Raw genomic sequence first — 20,408 nt, 5'->3', positions numbered from 1 at the left:
CGGACTAGATTGGTAGTTTAGTTGGCCGTGCGGTGCGCACCCAAAGCGCGACAAGCAAACGGCTGAACGTGAAGGCGGAGAAAACGGTGGTGAAGATACCGATAGCGAGCGTCACTGCAAAGCCGCGCACAGGACCAGATCCCAACTGGAAGAGGATGACCGCAGCAATCAGCGTGGTCACGTTCGCGTCCAAAATGGTTCCCAACGCTCGCTTATAGCCCGCATCGATGGCGGTGATAGCCGATCTCCCGGCCCTCGCCTCTTCACGTATTCGCTCAAAGATCAGCACGTTGGCGTCCACCGCCATACCGATTGTCAGAACGATGCCCGCAATGCCCGGCAACGTGAGCGTTGCCTGAAGGAAAGTAAGCGCTCCAAAAATCAGGAAGATATTCGCCATCAACGCCAGATCGGCAATGACACCAAACCGTCCATAAGCAAGCAGCATGAAGGCGATAACGGCCACACCTGCGATAATCGAGGCGTATTCACCGGCTTCAATAGAGTCTTGTCCAAGACCCGGACCAATCGAGCGTTCCTCGATAACGGTCAACTTCGCCGGCAATGCACCTGCACGCAGCAGAACCGCAAGGTCATTCGCGCCTTCGACCGTGAAACTTCCGGAAATCTGACCAGAACCACCTGTGATTGGCTCGCGGATGACCGGCGCAGAAATCACTTCCTCGTCCAGCACGATGGCAAACGGACGACCCACGTTTTGCTGAGTGATAACCGAGAACTTGCGCGCACCAGACGTATTAAAGCGGAAATTCACCACCGGCTCATTATTGCGCTGGTCAAAGCTGACCTGTGCGTCCACCAGATCCTCACCACCAAGAAGCGGTGTTTCTTCCAGAAGATACGGAATTGGCGGATCGTCGATGGAGAAAGCAACCATTGTTCCAACCGGCGGACGTGATTGCATCGCCTGATCGCCAGACATGGACGTGTCGACCATGTGGAAGGTCAGCTGCGCCGTTTGCCCGACGAGGTCTTTCAAACGCTCAGGATCATTCTCGCCCGGCGCTTCCACGAGGATACGGTCGGTCCCCTGACGCTGAATGTTGGGTTCCGTTGTGCCAAGCTCATCAACACGGCGGCGAATAACTTCGATGGACTGCTGCACAATCGACTGAAGCCGGTTGTCCAAGCCTTCATCTGTGTAGGTGAACCGGATCAAGCCATCGTCAGAGACATTGATTTGAAATTCATCAACAGGCTGACCGGCGAACAGGTTCGAAACCAAAGGGTTCTTCAGGTCTTGAAGACGCTCTTCCGCATCCGCGAGCTTCGTCAGATCCCGAATACGAACCTGCGCTGCCTCGCCCTGAACGCCAAGACCTGTATATCCAATACGCGGCTGCTCTCGCAAAGTGGCCCTAATGTCACCAACAAGGCCCTTCAACCGTTTCTGAATGTAATCTTCCTTGTCGACCTCATAGAGCAGGTACGCTCCGCCTTGAAGATCAAGACCCAGCACCATCTGGTTTTTGGGCAGGAAATCCGGCCAACTGTCCAGCGTCTTTTGAGAAAGGAAATTCGGAAGCGTTGCGAGGATACCGGCGGTGACCACCACCAGGATCAGGGCGATCTTCCATCGGGCAAAATAGAGCATGTTAAAAGCCTGTGCATTGGGGCGGGTCGATCAGAACCAATCGACCCGGCTTTTCGTCAGGTCCAAGCGGATTAACGCGGTAATTATGCGTTTTCCTTGGCAGGCTCGGACTTGGAACGCACTTCCTGAACCATCTGGCGCACAACGCGAACCTTGACGCCTTCGCCAAGCTCAACCTGTACTTCGCCATCATCAACCACCTTGGACACCTTACCAATTAGGCCACCTGTGGTAACGATGGTGTCACCGCGACGCAGGTTTGCCACCATGTCCTGATGCTGTTTCATACGCTGGCGCTGCGGACGAATGATCAGGAAATACATGATTGCGAAGATCGCAACGAACGGCAGCATGGAAATCAGAAAATCCGGACCACCTGCGCCGCCTGCGGCCTGCGCGTAAGCTGGGGTGACAAACATGTAACTCTCCTTAAACGGCCCGCTCCGGCGCAGTGTCGTTGGAACACGCGCCAGATCGCGGGCTTCTTTCTGTGGCGCGGACTATAACCGTGGCGCGCCGGTTTTCAAGCTATCTCGCATGGTTGGGCCGTACCGGATTGGGAATAACAGTCGTTTTCGACGCCTTCGCCCCATGATATGGCAAATACCAAGCTGCATGTGCCCTGAAATGGGGCAAACTGATAGGGGTTACAAGACAAGAATGCCGGATTCTGACGCGATTTCCCAACTGAATGCAAAACTCGATTCCCTAATCTCCTTGGTCGAGCGAGCTGTACCGAGTGCGCCAAAATCACCTGATTTTGAAAGTGCCGAAGCGTTTTTATGGGTTCCAAACCCTGGCGAACTCAATCCGGTCAGAAAAGTAAATCGGGTGGATATTGAGCTGCTGTGCGCCGTCAGCCGGTTAAGAGACATCTTGCTCGACAACACCCGCCGCTTTGCAGCTGGTCTTTCAGCCAACAATGCCCTGCTGTGGGGCGCGCGCGGCATGGGAAAGAGCTCACTGGTAAAGGCTGCGCACGCGGCCATTAACAAGGAACGCGGTGATACAAATCTGAAGCTGATCGAAATTCACCGCGAAGACATTGAAAGCCTGCCTGCATTGATGACCTTGATCAGGGAGACGCAGTACCGCTTTATCATCTTCTGCGACGATCTTTCGTTCGACAATGATGATACGTCTTACAAGTCCTTAAAGGCCGTTCTCGAAGGTGGAATTGAGGGGCGACCTGAAAACGTCATCTTCTATGCAACGTCCAACCGTCGTCACTTGATCCCACGCGACATGATCGAAAACGAGCGCTCAACAGCGATCAACCCGGCAGAAGCTGTTGAAGAAAAAGTGTCTCTATCAGACCGCTTCGGACTGTGGCTCGGTTTCCACAAATGCAGTCAGGACGATTATCTGGAGATGGTCAGCGGCTACGTGAGCCACTACGGCCTTGAAATCACGCCTGAAAAATTGCGTGCGGAAGCCCTTGAATGGGCAACAACCCGCGGCAGCAGGTCCGGACGGGTCGCCTATCAATATGTTCAGGATCTGGCAGGTCGTTTGGGCAAGTCCATTTAAGTCGTCGCCCAAATAGCACTTTTTAGAGTTTAGGTGCGCGGCAGGTAACGCATCGGGTTGACCGGTTTGTTGCCTCTGCGCAGCTCAAAGTGGACCTGTGGCTGAGAAACGGATCCAGTGGCGCCTGCATTGGCAACGACATCCCCCCGACGAATAGTTTCGCCGCGTTTCACCTGCAGCTTGCTGTTATGCGCGTAGGCTGAGACCCAGCCGTCATCGTGACGAACAAGAACCAGGTTGCCGTACCCCTTCAGCTCATTGCCAGCATAAATAACGGTACCGTCTGCGGCTGCCTTAACCGGTGTTCCGGCTGGAACAGCAAGGTTCACACCCTCATTGCGACCACCACCGGCTGTTGGACCGAATTCAGAAATGATTCGCCCACGCACAGGCCAACGGAACATTGGACCGGCCGGTTCAGTTGCCTGTGGTTCTGCTGTTGCAATTTGCGGCCGCCCGATCGGTTTCGTCGGCTTCGCTTCCGCGTTGCGTGCAGGTATACTGTTTGGAACCGGTGTCCGTGTCGGGACAGCTGGTGCCGTCGAAGACGCTGTCGAGATTTTGCGTACAGGCTGGCGACGCGGAACAGGAACGACAGCCGCCGGAATTGCCGGAGCACGGCTCATTCCGGAAATCGAAGCCGTCGTCAAATTGTCGTCAGACTGCTGCGACGAGATCGAGGCAATCGACATGCCTTGAGATCCACCATGCGCAAACGGTTTCCGGCGCGGCGCAACAGAGCTGGTTGCATAAGGCTGAGTAATACTTGCAACCGTCGTCGGAGGCGCGATCTGTTGTGCCGGGATCGTCGCAGTAGGCAAGCGCCCTCTGGCAATTTGCTCAAACGTTGGCTGATAACCGCCGGGCTTGCGACCGGGAACCGTCGCATTTGCAACGATTTGGTTCGGGATAGAGCCGGTTGAGAATTGCTGATTTGCATTCGTCGGTGCGGGCAAACGTACCGGCGAGGTGGAAGACACCGTAGCGTCTGTTGTGCCATTGCGCGAAGAATACACATAGGTCGGAATGATCAAGGTTTGACCCGCACGCACCTGCGAAGGATCAGAAATACCATTGACCGCAGCGACCGCATTCACCGGAACGCCGAAGCGGCGTGACATGGAATGCAGCGTATCGCCAGTGCGAACCGGAACACGTGTCCCGCCGGCAGACGTCCACCCCTTCCAGGTGACTGGATTGGAGACAGTCGGATTGGATGTGACGGCTGCCGGCACGTTCGGACTTGTTGGTATGAACCCGGTATAAACTGGAGCGCTCGCGCTTGGCAGCGGCTGGTTATAAGTCGGCTGCTGAAACGTCGGCGTAAATGTCGGCTGTTGCTGCGCATAAACCGGCGCACGACCACCAAGTGGAGATGGTGTTGGCACAGGCACACGCGATGCATAGACAGGCGCAGTCGGCGCTTGAGGCATATGCGCCAGCGGACGGGTTTGAACCTGCGCAACAGGTTGAGGCTGCTGGTATGTTGGACGAACAGGCTGATAGCTCGGCTGAACCGGGCCTGAAATGACCGGCGGCTTATACGATGTCGTCGGGATGGAACCAGTGGTCACCGGCGCTGAATTGGCGGCAGGCAAACCGGCAACCGTCCCACCGGACCCGTACATGATATCCTCGTAAGTCGGCTGTTTGGCCGACCCGGTCAGAATTTCACGCTGATTTGCAGTTCCACCAGTATAGACAGGCCCTCCTCCAAGACGCTCAACGGCGTCACTGCAGCCTGCAGCCATTCCGGCAACCAGTGAAACAAGAGCAACCTTACACATAAGGTCGCTGCGGAGGATACGCTTCCGCTTCGTCATAGCTCTACTCTGACCAACTTAAAATAAGTTCTTATGGTTAAGAGTAGAGACCAGTTAGGTTTATAAAGGCTGAATATCCGGCATCAAATTTGGATTTTAACTAAAACCCTAAAGGCTTTGGGCTTTTCCGGCGGTCAACGCCACGGATCGGACCACCCCAATCTTCACCTTGGTAATTTGACCATTGATTCTTGACAGTTTTACAAGGTCTTGCGGTTCACCTGCCGCACCGATAGGTGCGATTAAAATAGCTTCCGGTGCGAGTTGCCCCAGTATTTCTTCGGAAATGCTTTCCACAGCCCCATTAAGAATGATTCTGTCAAATGGTGCCTTTTGCGTCAGGCCGGAAAGACCATCATTATGGTGAACGAACACGTTCCCAAGGCGCAGTGCAGCGATCCGTTGCTCGGCAAGACTCACAAGGGTCTGATAGCGATCAACCGTATCTACCCGCCCAGCCAGATGCCCGAGGATCGCTGATTGGTAACCGGACCCAGTTCCGATTTCCAAAATCCGGTGCTTCTTCGCAATGGAGAGTGCTTGCACCACATGCGCGACATGAGACGGTGCGGCAACAACCTGCCCACATTCGATGGGCAGATTTGAATCGTCATAAGCCAGACCGTGAAACCGGGCAGACAAGAACAGACGGCGCGGGACGCGTTCTATGGCCGAGAGCACATCATGCGCCCCAATGCCCCGCCGACGCAGTCCCAGAACGAAGGAGGCACGGGCCTCAGCTTCATCAGGAAGCGGTTCAGCAGTCAAAAAATGGGACGCCTGTTCGGCCGAAGCCATACTCGTATCTCCGGATGGTGCGAAGGAATCACTTCAATTCCTGAGCAAGTCCCGACACCATATCATGAGCCGTCAGATCAATCCGCAAAGGCGTCACCGAAATATAGCCATCTCGAACGGCTTGAAGATCGGAATTGCCAAGAACCGAATTGCCACGGTCCCGAAATCCTAACCAATAATAGGGAAAGCCGCGCCCGTCCGTACGCTCGTCAATAATCAGCCCGCTTTGCTCATGATGTCCCTGGACGGTCACTTTCGTGCCTTTGACACCATCTGGACCCGTGGCCGGGAAGTTGACGTTCAACAAGGTGTAACGCGGGGTCTCAAAAGTAATCAGCTTCTTGAACAGCTCCGGCGCATGACGCTCGGCTGTCTCATAAACGGGCTCGGACTTTGTATCCCAATCATAGGCCTGAGACACGGCAATGGAGCGAATGCCAAGAATCGCACCTTCCATAGCTCCGGCTACAGTCCCGGAATAAGTGACATCTTCAGCCAGATTTTGTCCGCGATTGATCCCGGAGAGGATTAAGTCAGGCAGTGCTGGCAAAACCTTGCGCACACCCATGATCACACAATCGGTTGGCGTGCCCTTCAAGGCGAACTGACGGTCTGCGACTTGCCTCAACCGCAATGGATCATTCAACGTCAAGGAATGCGCAACGCCGCTTTGATCCGTTTCAGGTGCAACGGTCCAAACATCGTCGGACAAGGTCCGGGCAATCCGCTCCAGCGCCGTCAGCCCCGGTGAGTGAATGCCATCATCATTTGTGATCAGAATGCGCATGTCAGCCGAATGTCTCCAGACCGTTCATGTAAGGACGCAGAACCTCAGGCACAGTGATGGTGCCGTCGCCGTTTTGGTAGTTTTCAAGCACTGCAATCAGTGCCCGCCCAACGGCGATGCCGGACCCATTCAATGTGTGAACATGCACCGTTTGTTTTTCGCCTTGCGGACGGAAACGAGCATTCATGCGACGGGCCTGAAAGTCTCCGCAGACCGAACAGGACGAAATTTCACGATATGTGTCCTGCCCCGGAAGCCAGACTTCAATGTCGTAAGTCTTGCGTGCGCCGAAGCCCATATCGCCGGTACACAGCGTCATGACGCGGTAATGCAGCCCCAGCTTCTGCAAAATTGTTTCCGCGCAGCCGAGCATGCGTTCCAGCTCATTGAGAGAGTCTTCAGGCTTCGTCACCGAAACCAGCTCACATTTCTGGAACTGGTGCTGGCGCAGCATTCCGCGTGTGTCGCGACCGGCAGAGCCCGCCTCGGAGCGGAAACAATAGGTCAACGCGCTGACCCGAACAGGCAGAGCTTCATCAATGAGGATTTGATCGGCAACCAGATTGGTCAGCGGCACTTCCGCGGTTGGGATCAGATAATGGTCGCCGGTCTTGAAGAGATCTTCTTCAAATTTCGGCAGCTGGCTTGTGCCGAACAGCGGCTTGTCGTGAACAAGAAGCGGCGGCGACACTTCTGTATACCCATGTTCTTGCGTATGCGTGTCGATCATGAACTGACCAAGAGCACGCTCAAGACGAGCAATCTGGCCTTTCAGCACCACAAACCGCGAACCGGAAAGATTAGCTGCCGTGGAAAAGTCCATGCCACCGTTTTCTTCGCCCAGCTCGAAGTGTTCTTTCGGAGCGTGATTGAAAGTGAAAGTCGGCTTTTCGCCGTGCGTGCGATAAAGCACGTTGTCAGCTTCATCTTCGCCCACGGGCACATCGTCATGAGGAAGGTTGGGAATAACCGCCATCGCGTCTTCGACAGCCGCGACCAGTTTGCGCTCTTCTTCCTCACCTGACTGGATGAAGGCCTTGATTTCGGCGACTTCATTGATCAGCGCTTGCGCCTTTTCCTCGTCCTTGGTGGCTTTCGCCTTGCCAATTTCCTTGGAGGTAGAGTTCCGGCGCTCCTGTACTTCCTGAAGCTTGGTAATATGGCTGCGGCGGGCATCATCCAGCGCAATCAGTTTGGCAGCGGACGGCTCATAGCCTCGCTTTGCCAAAGCTGCATCAAAAGCTTCGCTGTTTTCCCTGATCCATTTAATATCGAACATTGTGCTTCCCGGAACGGCGCGTGGTTTATCATCTCGCCGGTCCGCAAGAGCATGGGGTCTGGCAGATTAGCTTGCCTCTTCGGCTTCTTTCTCTGCTTCCCGTTCGGCCCGTTTCTTCTCGACGAGTCTGACTGAAATGATGGAGACTTCGTAGAGAAGGAGCGTTGGCAGTGCAAGACCGATCTGCGAGATCGGGTCTGGTGGTGTCAAGATTGCTGCCGCTGCAAAGGCCGCCACGATTGCATATTTGCGCTTGCTCTTCAGCCCATCACTGGTGGCCAGACCAGCGCGCCCCAAAAGCGTGAGCACGACTGGCAACTGGAAAACAAGGCCGAATGCGAAGATCAGGATCATGATTAGACCCAGATATTCACTGACTTTGGCAAGATGCTCAATTGCGACCTGCCCTGCCCCTCCGCTTTGCTCCATTGAGAGGAAAAAGCTCATGGCCATGGGCATAACGAGGAAATAGACCAGACACGCCCCAATCAGAAAGAGGATCGGTGTCGCAACGAGGAACGGCAGAAATGCCCCACGTTCTTCCCTGTAAAGGCCGGGTGCTACAAACATGTAGATTTGGGAAGCGACAACAGGAAACGCCAGAAACAGCGCGCCGAACAATGCCAGCTTCAACTGCGTGAAAAACCACTCTTGCGGGGCAGTGAAGATCATCTTCACCGCATCCGGATCCGGTGCAGCGCGCAGATAAGGAACCGTCAGGATGTTGTAAATGTCTGTCGCGAAATAGAAGCAGATCACAAACATCACCAGGATGGCCCCAATCGACCACATCAGCCGTTGGCGCAACTCGATCAGGTGCTCGATGAGAGGCGCCTTTGAGGACTCGATATCTTCCTGGGTCATGCCTTGTTTTCTTCTGAGACCGGCGTCTTGGAGGCTTGGGAACGTTCAACGGCAGCCGCGACCGCAGGTGCCTCAACTTCATCCGCAGCCCGCTTGGCTGGCTCGCTTGACGGTGCAGTGTCAGACTTCGGCTCGCTCGGCTTATCTTCTGTCTTACCCTTGAAGTCGTCCTCGATAGATTTTTTCAAGTCGCCGAGCGGATTGAAGTTTCCAACCGACTCAACCTGCTTTTTCATGTCCGCAATATCGGCTTGCTGCTCTGCTTCGCGCAAAGCATCATTGAATGTGGACTGAAATTCACGGGACATCCGCCGCACCTTGCCCATTGTCTGGCCAAGTGTCCGGAGCATCCGAGGCAAATCCTTCGGACCCACCACGATGATTGCCACACAGGCAATCACCATGAGCTCTGTCCATCCGATATCGAACATGGTCGATCCGCCGTGTTAGGGGTTACTGAACCGTGCGCAAAAAACGCCCGGATCAGCCAGCCTTCGACTGATCTTTGGTCTCTTCGGACGCCACGCTTTCGGACGGCTGATGATCAATGGTTTTCGCGGGCTCATTGGCTGCAGCAGGAGCATCGTCGTCTTCGGCCATGCCCTTTTTGAAACTCTTGATTCCCTTAGCGACGTCACCCATCAGCTCAGAAATCTTGCCGCGCCCAAACAGCAGAACAACGACCACGGCAATGATCAAGATCTGCCAAACACTAATGCCCATACGCCAAACTCCCAATTGTGTAGGCTCTTGCGGCCCAATTTCCCTTGTACAAAAAAGCCTTGGCCGCCGCAACACACGCTGTCATGCAACGATGGGCGTAGGCTTTTTAAAGGCCATTTTGTCTTACATGCTATTTGTCAGCCGGAAATACAAGGACATCTTTGGGATCTGTCGTCACTCTGACATCCTGTCCAACTTGCCATGAGCTTCCAGCCCGCAGGCGAGCGTTCACCGGTTCATCCAGTCCATCAACGATCAATGACACCAGATCCACCTCGCCAACAAACCGTTTTGCCGAAATCCGGCCAATGACGCCGCAAACATCTGGAGAGTTTACCATCACACCCTGTGGCCGCACGCAAATCTCAACTCTGGTTCCCGGTTGATGATCGCCTGCAGGAATGACGCCAAGAGGTGTCTCAATACCGTTTGACGTCACAACACCAGAGAACTGGTTCATTTCAGAGAAGAACCGAGCAACAAATGTGTTGTTCGGATGGTTGTACAGATCATCTGCCGTGCCGTGTTGAACAAGCCGTCCTTTGCGCATGAGAGCGATCTTGTCTCCCATCCGCATGGCCTCTTCCGGATCGTGGGTCACGATGATACATGTGGCGCGGGTTTCTCGCAAAATAGAGATGGTTTCCTCGCGCACCGTATCGCGCAAACGGCTATCGAGACCGGAAAACGGCTCGTCCATGAGCAAAATGCCTGGACGCGGCGCCATCGCTCTGGCAAGCGCGACCCGTTGTTGCTCGCCGCCCGACAAAGCATGTGGATAATCATCCGCGTAGCCATCAAGCCCCACACGCCGCAAGGCCGCATGCGCCACCTGCTCGGCATCCTTCTTCGGCATGTTTGTCAAACCAAACATGACATTTGCCTTGATCGTCATGTGAGGAAACAGGGCATAGTCCTGAAACATCAGGCCAACACCGCGCTTTTCGGGTGGCAAGAAGCTATTGGGGCCCGCAACTTCCTTGCCATTGATCATGACGCTGCCACCGTTTTGGCGTTCAACGCCAGCTGCGATCCGCATCAAGGTGGTTTTGCCACATCCGGAATGCCCCAAAAGGCAAAGCACCTCGCCCGGAGCCACATCAAGGGTCAGGTCTTCAACCGATGTATTGCCATCATAGTCATGGCTGATGTTCTGAAATGTCAGTCCGGCAGCAAATGTTGCTCCGGCTGTTCCACGCGCACCCCATCTCGGCCCCGCACCTTCAATATTGGCGGTGGCAGAAGACTGGCGATCAAACGTTCTTGGCATCTCGGTCAGGGGTCTTGAGCCTCTGTCTCTTCAAACAGGGAGCCTTCGTCCAGAGGGTCTTCATCCTCGGTCAGCTCTTCTGTATCATCTGGTGTAGGTACCATGAAAGACGATGGTACCGCGCTGTCAAGCAGTCCCGCACCCTTCAATTCTTCAAGTCCGGGCAGATCTTTTACGCTCTCCAGACCAAAATGGATAAGAAAATCCTCGGTCGTTCCGTAGGTTACAGGCCTCCCCGGTGTTCGACGCCGTCCGCGAAGCCGAATCCAGCTTGTTTCCATGAGGACATCCAGCGTCCCTTTGGATGTGGATACCCCGCGAATTTCCTCAACCTCTGCGCGCGTTACCGGCTGATGATATGCAATGATTGCAAGGGTTTCGAGCGCCGCCCGAGACAGCTTTCGCTGCTCTTCCAGACTTTCCTTCATCAAAAATGACAAGTCTTCGGCTGTCCGGAAACACCACTTGCCAGCCACATTCACCAAATTGACACCGCGTGTTGAATAGGTTTTGCGTAGTTCCACAATCACTGCTTCAACATCGGTGCCTCTTGGCAGACGCTTGGAGAGCTCCTCTTGCGACAGTGGATCAGCGGAAGCGAACAATAAAGCCTCCGCCATCCGAACGCCCTCACGGTCTGGCCTCGTTGAGACTTCAAGCGAGCCATCCTGTCCAATATCAAGGAGACTGTCTTCAACTTCCATGGTCAGCCTCCGGCTCACGCGCCCGGATATAGACCGGAGCAAACGGCTCGCTTTGCTTTAATTCAACCTGCCCTTCACGAACCATTTCAAGGCTTGCAGAAAACGTGCTGGCCACAACCGTCGCCCAGTCCTTATCGTCATAAAGGTAGTCTTTTAGATAGCTGTTGATTGGAGCCCATTCCCCGATCCGACCGATCAACTTCACCAACAACTCCCGCGCCTCCTGCAACGACCACACGGTTCTACGCAACACCTGCACAGATGTAACAGAGGTTCGCTGGCGTTGGGTCGCATAGGCAGAGAGCAACTCATACGTCGTTGCGGACCAAATGCTCTTGTGGTCAACACTCATGGTTTCGGGCGCACCGCGGGCAAAAATGTCGCGCCCTAACCTGTTGCGCGCCATCAGCCTGTCGGCTGCCTCACGCATGGCTTCAAGACGCTTCAGCCGAAAGGCAAGTGCTGCGGCCAGTTCCTCACCCGTCGGCTCATCATCATCTTTCTGTTCAGGGATCAAAAGCCGTGATTTCAGATACGCTAGCCAGGCGGCCATGACGAGGTAATCGGCGGCCAGTTCAAGGCGCATTCGGCGCGCCTCTGTCACAAACTCGAGATACTGCTCCACGAGCGCGAGGATGGAAATCCGAGCAAGATCAACTTTCTGATTTCGCGCAAGCGTCAAGAGCAGATCGAGCGGGCCTTCAAACCCATCGACATCCACGACCAGCAACGGATCTGTAACCGCACGCTCTGCGTCCGGCTCCTTTCCGTCCAACAAGTCATGAAAATCGCTATCGACCATAAACACTCCAAACCCAGACACATGCGGAAAAGAGAGCGACTATGCTCAGGCGATCACTGGACTCACCAGTTGATCGAACCGCGCGCGCTCTGCGTCCCGGTCAAAATCTTCAAGAACAGGGCCAAGCATTGAAAGCGCTGCAGAACACCGCTCTGCACTCCTGCCTTCCAGTTTCGGGGCAGCAGCGGCAACAGTCTGCATTTCCTGCATCTCACCATTGCAGTGGAGCACAATGTCGCAACCTGCAGCAAAGGTTTTTCGTGCCCTATCCAACATATCCCCACCCAGCGCCTTCATGGAGATATCATCAGAGAGCAGACAGCCGTCAAAACCGATGGTCTTTCGAATTACATCCTGAATAATTTTTTGGCTTTGGGTTGCCGGTGTATCGTGATCGAGGTCCTGATAAAGCAGATGAGCGGTCATACCGAATGGAAGATCAGCAAGAGCCAAAAACGGCTTGAAGTCTACTTCCGCAAGTTCGCCTGCACTTGCAGCAATGTGCGGTAGATCAAGATGACTGTCCACCTGCGCGCGCCCATGCCCCGGAATATGCTTGGCCACGGGCAGAACCCCACCTTCCAGCAATCCATCTGCAACTGACCTGCCAAGGTCAGCCACGACATTCGGGTCCGCGGACAAAGATCTATCACCAATCGCATCGACGGTTTCGGGAAAGGACACATCAAGACAAGGCAGACAGTCCACGGTGATCCCAACACCCCGCAATTCATGAGCAATCAAGCGGCTGCCAAGTTTTGCTGCGTCTCGCGCCCTGCCAGGGTCGGATTGGTAAAGATCACCGAACAGCTTTTGTGGCGGAAAGGAGGGCCAATGCGGTGGGCGCAGTCGCTGCACCCGTCCCCCCTCCTGATCGATCAGAACCGGTGCATCGGCGCGACCAACGGCATCGCGAAAGGCTTGCGTCAATGCCCGCACCTGTTCCGGCGTCTCAATATTCCGGCGAAAAAGGATAAGCCCCCACGGATCTTCAGCTTTGAAGAAAGCAATTTCTTCGTCGGACAAGGCGTGGGCCGCACACCCGCTGATAAAGGCTTTTGTCATAACCGAAGGGGCCTCCCGATGGCTTGTGTTTCCCCAACAAGGAAATCACCTCTTGCACTGCTCCACTAGGCTTTGCAATGAAAGGCACAGCTTTCAAGTCATCAGGAGACGATTTATGCGTGCACGCCCGGATATCCCCGCAGGAGACCTGCATCGGCTGACCATCCAGTCCGACATTCTCGCCGAAAATCGTCTGGGCGACAGCAGCACACGCGATGTGATCATCTATATTCCTCACGGACACACTGGCGAAGGACTTCCTCTGTTGGTCGATCTGGTTGGCTACACGTCAGGTGGCCCAGCCCATACCAATTGGAAAAATTTCGGCGAAAATGTTCCGGAACGGGCTGATCGCCTGATTCATGAAGGCACCCTTCCCCCGGTTGCCATCGCTTTTCCTGATTGCTTCACGCGGCTAGGCGGCAATCAATATATCGACAGCCTCTCCATGGGGCCTTGGGCCACCTGGCTGACCACGGACATGCTGGAAGCGGTGGAAAGCGCCTTTGGCTGCGGCGGCCCTGGAAAACGCGGTGTATTTGGTAAGTCGTCCGGCGGATATGGCTCCATGGTGCACGCCATGAAGCATGCGGATGTTTGGTCAGCGGCGGCTTGTCATTCCGGAGACATGGCTTTTGAGCTGTGTTACTTGCCCGAAATGCCGAGCGCGCTTCGGGCGATTGCCCGCAAAGGCTCTGTTGAGGCCTTTGTGACCGATTTCGAAAAAGGCCCCAAATACTCCGGCAGTGCATTTCATGATCTGATGACCTTTGCCATGGCCGCAACGTATGATCCTGATCCGGATCCTTCTGTTTTTTGTGGTATCAGGCTTCCTGTAGATTATGAAACTTGCGAAATTGATGAGGAGCGTTGGCAAGCGTGGATCAAGTGGGATCCGGTTCACATGGTCGAGGATCACACGGGCGCGCTTAAATCTCTCAAGGGACTGTGGATCGATTGCGGCGATGTCGACCAATATAATCTGGTCTATGGCGCACGGCGATTAACCAAAAAGCTGTCCACCGCAGGGGTTGAACACGTTTATCAGGAATTCAACGACAACCATTCGTCAATTGATTATCGAATGGACTTGAGCCTTCCGTTCCTTGCAAAAGCGCTCATCTAACGAACAAACAAGCCGCCCAACTAGGGCGGCTTGTTTAGTAGATCAAAAGTCGCATTAAATTTAGTTCTGGCGAACGAAGCAGTCACCGCCAGCAGATTTCAGGCTTTCGCACAAATTGAACGCCGCACCACGCGAATTGGCCGGAATGCGAGCACGGTAGAAAGTTCCGCGATCTCCGAGATCTGCGCGAACAATAACCGCATTCACATTGCCAAGAACACCAGGATACCGGCGCTGCAGGCCTTGATAGGCATTGCGTGCCGCGGCCTCAGAGCGCTGTGATGTCACTTGGACAATATAGGTGCCGCTGGCAATCGTACCGCCGGATGTCGCTGGAGTTTGTGTCTGAACCGGTGCTGGGCCGGGATTGGACAAATCCAGAGGACCTGAGTTCTGAACAGGTCGCGTTTGAACCGGTGTTGTCGTCACAGGCGCTGTTGCCACACGAACTGGTGCCGGTGGCTTCCGGCGCGGCGTAACACTGATTGTCGGCGCATCAGTCTGTGTCCCTTGCGTTTCAGGCGCAGGTGTTGCCGTCGATGCGGTATCCTGCCCCTCTGCTCCAGGGTTCACAACAACAGGTGTTGTCACGACCGTTGTCGGCTGGGCCGGGGCTGGTGCAGGGTTCGTCTCGTTCCCGCTTGGCTGAGCAATTGTTGTCGGCTCAGCCGGCTGAGGAACGGCCGGTGCAGGCGCAGCAGGTGTATCCGGATTTACAGTGACTGGAACCGTGCTGATAACCCGTGGTTTCGTGGTTTGCGATCCACCGCTTGGAACAATTGTTCCGTCAGGCTTTACGATAACCGTACGAACACGCTTTGGGGTGCCCGGCACCAAAGGATCAGAGCCTGTCTGCGGAGCCGGTGGCAGTGCTGCAGGTTCTGGTGTGTCTTGCACAACCAAACGTTCCCGGGATGTATCTTCCGTCCCCCCAACCCGATCATAGATAAGCTTGGAACCATCGGTCCCTGCGTTATTGGCACTCGTTTCAGGCAAAACCTTTAGCGGACCTTGCAGACCTGCAATGATTGGCGGCGCACCGGTTGGCGCTTCAATGCCGCCACTGTCCATGAACATGAACGCACCGCCGCCCAAAACAGCAACTCCCAAAACGGCAGCCGCAGCAAGCATCGCCTTCTTAGACTTCGGCTTTTCGGCGGAAACTGCCTGTTGCTGCGCAGGAGGATGAGGAGGAAGGACACCTGAGCCATCGAGGCTCGGATCACTCTCCTGCATTGCTTTCGCCACTGCATCCAGATCATACCCTTCTGGCGGTGGCCGTGTCTCGTCCTCATCAATTTGTGGCACAGCAGCAGCGGCAGCTGGCCAAGCCATGTCGTCAATATCGTCGGATTGCGTCGGTACAGGAGACTTCTGAACGGACGACGCAGCATTCAAAGACGCCGTATCGAAACGTGGCGCAGCGAAATCGGCGGTCAGTGAAGATTGAGACGCGACGGTCGGCTCTCCGAAAAGCCCGTCATCGTTATCATCTAACTGAGTTGAGGGCGCACCAACGCTATCCGTCGGCTTTGTAAGAAGCTCTTCCTGCATGGCCTGCAGGCCAATTGTCGGCGCAGCTGAAAAAGTGGACACAGGCGTTGGAGACGCTACAGGTTCAATCTCGGTTTCAACGTCGCGAGTTTCTGTGTCAGCGGACGCCGTATCAAACGGTGCCGGCTGGCTCGCCATGCGCGCCAACACGTCCAAAGGATCGCCCTGAGGTCCGGATGCAGGTGCGCCTTCTGGATGAGCATCTGGTGTCGGAACACTTTGCGCAAACTTAGGCGCTGTCACAGTTGAATTCGGGATCTCAAGCGGTGGCACGACTGGTGGCTGCGCAGCCATCGGTGCTTTGTCTTCGGTCTTTTCCTCAACAGTTGCGGATGCTTGTTGCGGGTCAAATGGATCGAATGATTGGCGAAATGCCCCAATCAGCTCATCTTCCAACTCACTTTCGAGATTTTGCTCCAAATTTTGTTGCAAATCCTGAGATGGAGAGAAACCGGCGCTCTTCAAACCATCATTGGCCGCCTGCATCATCGGCTCACGTGACACAGGCTCACGCAGTATAAGGGGGTCGGCTTCGGGGGCTTGTGTTAGGTCGGGGGATTGAGAAATCGGAGATTGGAACACAGGCGAAGCCGCACTCGGAGACTGAGGTTCGGCAAAACCTGAGGCTTGATCTTCAGCTTCATCCCCGCCGAGCAGGTCTTCCGGAGATAACTGAATATTCGGTGCACGGCCTGTATCCGACGATGTTGCGTCAAAATCATTCCCGCCAGACGGCCACTGCACACTCGTAACAGGCGCTGAGCTGGCTTCAAATTCAGCTATGAAGTTATCCGAAACCGAAAAGTCATCAGCTGAAGGCGCTGTTACACTCGCAGCTGGCTCTTCTTTCGCCAGTCCTGGGAAAGGTGAAACGGATGCATGGCTAACATTTGGCTCTGCAGGAGTAGACGGGCTTTGTGACGGAGCCGGACCCTGCGTGGACGCCGCGCTTTCAGCCGGAGTGCTGGAAAACCCGAAACTAGGTTCGACACGGCCTTCAGTTTGCGAAGGCTGTTTGGTCTTTTGGTCGTCGCGCGTGAAGCCTGGAACGACATCTTCCAGATCGGCGAAGTAATCGGTGCTTCCGACACGGTTGCTTGTCACTGGCTCCCCCGTCTGATTGTTCTTGTGCACGATCCGTGCAAGTTCCAGAAGCGGATCATCCAGCGCATCGCGCGTTTCACCGTCGCCGCTATCGGAAGCAGCTGCGGAGTCGTGAGAAGGTCTTCCGAATTCTTTTACCATCGACGATCTGTAAGCCGGTCAAACAACTTCTTGCCTCTGCAGTACAAAGCTAGACGACAAGAGCAGATAACGCAATTTTCAGCGCATTTCTTCCGGTGCATCTACGCCGAGAACCGATAGTCCCGAAGCGATCACCGAAGACACAGCCCGGACCATTGCGAGTCGTGCCACAGTCAATTTGGTGTCGTCAGCGTTAATAAAACGTAATTGCGGCAATTCCTTGCCCCGATTCCAGTGTCCATGCAAAGAACTGGCGAGATCGTGCAGGTAAAACGCAATCCGGTGCGGCTCATGTGTTTCGGCCGCAGCTTCAACAATCTTCGGCCAAACGGCCATTTTTGCCAAAAGCTCCAATTCTCCCGAATCAGTCAGCGCAGAAAAGTCCGCTTCAGCGAGCGCCTTGTCATCAATTGCGACACCCGAGAGTTCTTCTGCAGCTTGCCGCATGACAGACCGACAACGGGCGTGGCCGTACTGAACATAAAAGACCGGATTATCCTTGGATTGCTCTGTAACCTTCTGGAAATCAAAATCCAGCGGGGCATCGTTTTTCCGGTAAAGCATCATGAACCGAACAGGATCCCGGCCAACCTCGTCGACCACATCACGGAGCGTGATGAAGTCTCCGGACCGCTTGGACATCTTGAACGGTTCACCGCCCCGGAACAGCTTGACCAGTTGGCAGAAGCGAACCACCACCTCTGCCTGGCTATCCGAAACAGCTTTACCAACAGCCTGAAGCCGCTTGGCGTAGCCGCTATGGTCCGCGCCCAGAACGTAGATCATTTCTTTGAAATCACGCTGGAATTTGTCACGAAAATAAGCGACGTCAGCGGCAAAGTACGTATAAGAACCATCTGACTTCTTCAGCGCGCGATCCGTGTCATCTCCATAATCGCTTGCACGGAACAGGGTCTGCTCCCGGTCTTCCCAGTCGTCAGGAACTTGTCCCTTCGGCGGCGGCAAAGTACCTTGATACACAAGGTCCCGATTCCGCAGGGCATCGAGCATTTCATCGATTTTGGAGACGTTGCCCTCACCCCGACTATGCAATGTCCGCTCAGAAAAGAAGACGTCATGATGAACGTTCAAGCTGGCAAGGTCTTCGCGGATCATATCCATCATCATGGAGATGGAAAGGCCCTTGACGACCGGCAGCCACTCTTCTTCCGGCTTGTCTTTCAAACTTTCTTTGTAGTCGGCCGCCAGTTTTTCACCCACAGGCTTCAGATAGTCGCCGGGGTATAGCCCTGCCGGGATCTCGCCGATGTCTTCGCCAAGAGCTTCGCGATAGCGCAGGAATGCGCTGCGTGCGAGCGTGTCAATCTGCGATCCCGCGTCATTGATATAGTACTCACGCGTGACATCGTAACCTGCAAAAGCCAGCAGATTGGCCAGCACATCGCCAACGACAGCTCCGCGCGTGTGCCCCACGTGCATAGGACCGGTTGGGTTGGCCGAAACGTATTCAACATTCGTTTTCTTGCCGCCGCCAAAATCAGATCGGCCAAAGTCTTGGCCCTGCTCCAGAACAGACTTCAAAACCTTCTGCCACACAGAATGGGCCAGCCGCATGTTGATGAAGCCTGGCCCCGCAACATCAACGTCCTGAACATCCGGATCGTTTTTTAGCGCCTCGGCGAGCTTTTCGGCCAAATCACGCGGCTTCATGCCCACTTGTTTGGACAACACCATGGCTGCATTTGTCGCCAGATCGCCATGAGCGGGATCACGCGGGGATTCGACCGTTACGCGAGAAAGGTCCGGCGCTGCCCCATCCTTTGTCTGAAGGTCCAAACCCTTGAGCATGTCTTTCACACGCTCGGAAAACTCTGTGAAGATGTTCATGACCGCCAACCGGTATCCCGTAGTACACAAAGAGCCCGCACACCGCAGATTACAATCACGGTGTTGCGGGCCTGATGAATTGTTGGCGAGGGCCTACCCCAATTCCGGCGTGTGGTCAAACAATCGGCGGTGCTCGTCAATTGCGTACCGATCCGTCATTCCCGCAATGTAATCACAGACCCGACGCGCGAGCGCCGCTTCTGTCAGTTTGTCGAGATCCTTGCTCCAGGGCGCGGGCATGACTCTAGGTTCTTTCATGAAGCGCGCAAACAAATCCCGCACCACATCGGCAACCAGCTTCCGCACTGCCAGAACATCCGGATGACGATAAACTCGCGCGAAAAGAAACCGTTTCACTTCCTTTTCTTGCGCGATCATGTCCGGCGAGAACCCAACAAGACACGCACCAGCATGGCGAACATCATCAGCTGACTTAGGTCCTAGCTTTTCAATCTGGCTATAACTGTGTGCGATAACATCTTCGACCATTCGCGTGATCGAGCAGCGCACGATCTCATGAATGCGGCGCTGCTCTTCCAGACCCGGATATCTCCCATCCACCTCTTCCAGAATGGATCGCAAAAACGGAACTTCTTTCAAGTCCTCAATTTGGATCAATCCAGCTCTCAAGCCGTCATCAAGGTCATGGGCGTCATAGGCAATGTCATCTGCTATCGCTGCAGCCTGCGCCTCACCACCGGGCCAAGTACCGAGCAACAAGTCCTGTTGCGCCACATATTCCCGGATAGCAAACGGCAATTCGCTTCCTGCAAACTTGCCTAGCGGCGCGCCATCATTCGAGACCAGCGGACCATTGTGCTTGACCAACCCTTCCAACGTTTCCCAGGAGAGATTTAGGCCGTCAAACTCGGCATACCGTTGTTCAAGGTGGGTCACAACGCGAAGCGATTGCGCGTTATGATCAAACCCGTCGAAGCCTGCCATGCATTCGTGCATGACATCTTCCCCCTCATGGCCAAAAGGCGTGTGGCCAAGGTCATGTGCAAGAGCAAGGCATTCTGCCAAGTCCTCATCGAGCCTTAGTGCGCGAGCCAGAGACCGGGCAATTTGAGAAACCTCAATCGTGTGTGTCAGCCGCGTGCGGAAATGATCGCCCTCGTGATACACGAAGACCTGAGTCTTGTGCTTCAGCCGCCGAAAAGCGGAGGAATGGATGATGCGATCCCGGTCCCGCTGGTAAGGCGTCCGGGTCGGGCTCTCCTGTTCGGGAACCAGACGCCCCCTGCTCTGCCCCGGATGTTCGGCAAAATCTGCTCTCGGCTGCGCGCCATACCCGATACCTGGTCTCATAACTCCCCACAAACCCTTGATACCCGGTCCTCAGTCCCACCGAATATCTTCTTTGCATTACCCA

At 54.9% G+C, this 20,408-nt stretch carries 18 protein-coding genes; 2 read left to right on the top strand and 16 right to left on the bottom strand.

Annotated elements, in window-relative coordinates; translation table 11 throughout:
* Positions 1-4: 4 nt before the first annotated feature.
* Positions 5-1,615: a protein translocase subunit SecD gene (secD, locus tag TRICHSKD4_RS31845; protein WP_009760016.1), complete on the bottom strand. Its 1,611-nt coding sequence runs from the start codon at positions 1,613-1,615 to the stop codon at positions 5-7.
* 83 nt (positions 1,616-1,698) lie between these two features.
* Complete coding sequence (yajC, locus tag TRICHSKD4_RS24815) at positions 1,699-2,034, bottom strand: preprotein translocase subunit YajC (protein WP_009760015.1); 336 nt, start codon at positions 2,032-2,034, stop codon at positions 1,699-1,701.
* 241 nt (positions 2,035-2,275) lie between these two features.
* On the opposite strand from yajC, the gene TRICHSKD4_RS24810 reads away from it, so the two are divergent.
* Positions 2,276-3,145, top strand: coding sequence for an ATP-binding protein (locus TRICHSKD4_RS24810; RefSeq protein ID WP_040617401.1), 870 nt, complete (start codon positions 2,276-2,278; stop codon positions 3,143-3,145).
* A gap of 29 nt (positions 3,146-3,174) precedes the next feature.
* On the opposite strand, the gene TRICHSKD4_RS31840 is transcribed toward TRICHSKD4_RS24810, so the two are convergent.
* The 11 genes from TRICHSKD4_RS31840 to nagZ all read right to left on the bottom strand — a co-directional run bounded on the left by TRICHSKD4_RS31840 (position 3,175) and on the right by nagZ (position 13,260).
* Entirely contained in the window at positions 3,175-4,968 is a 1,794-nt protein-coding gene (locus TRICHSKD4_RS31840) for a LysM peptidoglycan-binding domain-containing M23 family metallopeptidase (RefSeq protein ID WP_050763528.1), read from the bottom strand.
* A gap of 108 nt (positions 4,969-5,076) precedes the next feature.
* The gene (locus tag TRICHSKD4_RS24800; protein ID WP_009760011.1) at positions 5,077-5,766 is read right to left on the bottom strand and encodes a protein-L-isoaspartate(D-aspartate) O-methyltransferase; all 690 of its coding nucleotides are present in this window, start codon (positions 5,764-5,766) and stop codon (positions 5,077-5,079) included.
* A gap of 28 nt (positions 5,767-5,794) precedes the next feature.
* Positions 5,795-6,553, bottom strand: coding sequence for a 5'/3'-nucleotidase SurE (gene surE / locus TRICHSKD4_RS24795; RefSeq protein WP_009760010.1), 759 nt, complete (start codon positions 6,551-6,553; stop codon positions 5,795-5,797).
* Between the two features lies 1 nt (position 6,554).
* Positions 6,555-7,832 carry a serine--tRNA ligase gene (gene serS, locus TRICHSKD4_RS24790; protein WP_009760009.1) on the bottom strand — a complete coding sequence of 426 codons (1,278 nt, stop codon included), beginning with the start codon at positions 7,830-7,832 and terminating at the stop codon, positions 6,555-6,557.
* A 66-nt stretch (positions 7,833-7,898) separates the two neighbouring features.
* Entirely contained in the window at positions 7,899-8,696 is a 798-nt protein-coding gene (tatC, locus tag TRICHSKD4_RS24785; RefSeq protein ID WP_009760008.1) for a twin-arginine translocase subunit TatC, read from the bottom strand.
* Positions 8,693-9,127 (bottom strand): Sec-independent protein translocase protein TatB, encoded by a 435-nt coding sequence (gene tatB, locus TRICHSKD4_RS24780; RefSeq protein WP_009760007.1) that lies wholly within the window; start codon positions 9,125-9,127, stop codon positions 8,693-8,695. The genes tatC and tatB overlap by 4 nt, the downstream gene beginning before the upstream one ends.
* Positions 9,128-9,179: 52 nt before the next feature.
* Positions 9,180-9,419, bottom strand: coding sequence for a twin-arginine translocase TatA/TatE family subunit (locus tag TRICHSKD4_RS24775; RefSeq protein WP_009760006.1), 240 nt, complete (start codon positions 9,417-9,419; stop codon positions 9,180-9,182).
* A gap of 130 nt (positions 9,420-9,549) precedes the next feature.
* Positions 9,550-10,689 (bottom strand): ABC transporter ATP-binding protein, encoded by a 1,140-nt coding sequence (locus tag TRICHSKD4_RS24770; RefSeq protein ID WP_009760005.1) that lies wholly within the window; start codon positions 10,687-10,689, stop codon positions 9,550-9,552.
* A gap of 5 nt (positions 10,690-10,694) precedes the next feature.
* A complete protein-coding gene (gene scpB, locus TRICHSKD4_RS24765) occupies positions 10,695-11,393 on the bottom strand; it encodes an SMC-Scp complex subunit ScpB (protein WP_009760004.1) in 699 nt (232 codons plus the stop codon).
* A complete protein-coding gene (locus TRICHSKD4_RS24760) occupies positions 11,383-12,195 on the bottom strand; it encodes a ScpA family protein (protein ID WP_009760003.1) in 813 nt (270 codons plus the stop codon). The genes scpB and TRICHSKD4_RS24760 overlap by 11 nt, the downstream gene beginning before the upstream one ends.
* A 45-nt stretch (positions 12,196-12,240) precedes the next feature.
* Entirely contained in the window at positions 12,241-13,260 is a 1,020-nt protein-coding gene (nagZ, locus tag TRICHSKD4_RS24755) for a beta-N-acetylhexosaminidase (protein ID WP_009760002.1), read from the bottom strand.
* Between the two features lie 115 nt (positions 13,261-13,375).
* Between nagZ and TRICHSKD4_RS24750 the strand changes: the two genes are divergently transcribed.
* Positions 13,376-14,386 (top strand): alpha/beta hydrolase family protein, encoded by a 1,011-nt coding sequence (locus tag TRICHSKD4_RS24750; RefSeq protein WP_009760001.1) that lies wholly within the window; start codon positions 13,376-13,378, stop codon positions 14,384-14,386.
* A gap of 60 nt (positions 14,387-14,446) precedes the next feature.
* Here the strand turns inward: TRICHSKD4_RS24750 and TRICHSKD4_RS24745 are convergent, their stop codons facing one another.
* The 3 genes from TRICHSKD4_RS24745 to TRICHSKD4_RS24735 all read right to left on the bottom strand — a co-directional run bounded on the left by TRICHSKD4_RS24745 (position 14,447) and on the right by TRICHSKD4_RS24735 (position 20,344).
* The gene (locus TRICHSKD4_RS24745; RefSeq protein WP_009760000.1) at positions 14,447-17,185 is read right to left on the bottom strand and encodes an SPOR domain-containing protein; all 2,739 of its coding nucleotides are present in this window, start codon (positions 17,183-17,185) and stop codon (positions 14,447-14,449) included.
* A gap of 78 nt (positions 17,186-17,263) precedes the next feature.
* Positions 17,264-19,033, bottom strand: a complete 1,770-nt coding sequence (gene argS, locus TRICHSKD4_RS24740) for an arginine--tRNA ligase (protein WP_009759999.1) — start codon at positions 19,031-19,033, stop codon at positions 17,264-17,266.
* A gap of 93 nt (positions 19,034-19,126) precedes the next feature.
* Positions 19,127-20,344 (bottom strand): deoxyguanosinetriphosphate triphosphohydrolase, encoded by a 1,218-nt coding sequence (locus tag TRICHSKD4_RS24735; RefSeq protein ID WP_009759998.1) that lies wholly within the window; start codon positions 20,342-20,344, stop codon positions 19,127-19,129.
* Between the last annotated feature and the right edge of the window lie 64 nt (positions 20,345-20,408).

The sequence above is a fragment of the Roseibium sp. TrichSKD4 genome, assembly GCF_000148725.1.
GTDB lineage: Bacteria > Pseudomonadota > Alphaproteobacteria > Rhizobiales > Stappiaceae > Roseibium.
The sequence above is the reverse complement of the archived record's forward strand: the minus strand, read 5'-3'. Positions and strand labels throughout refer to the sequence as shown.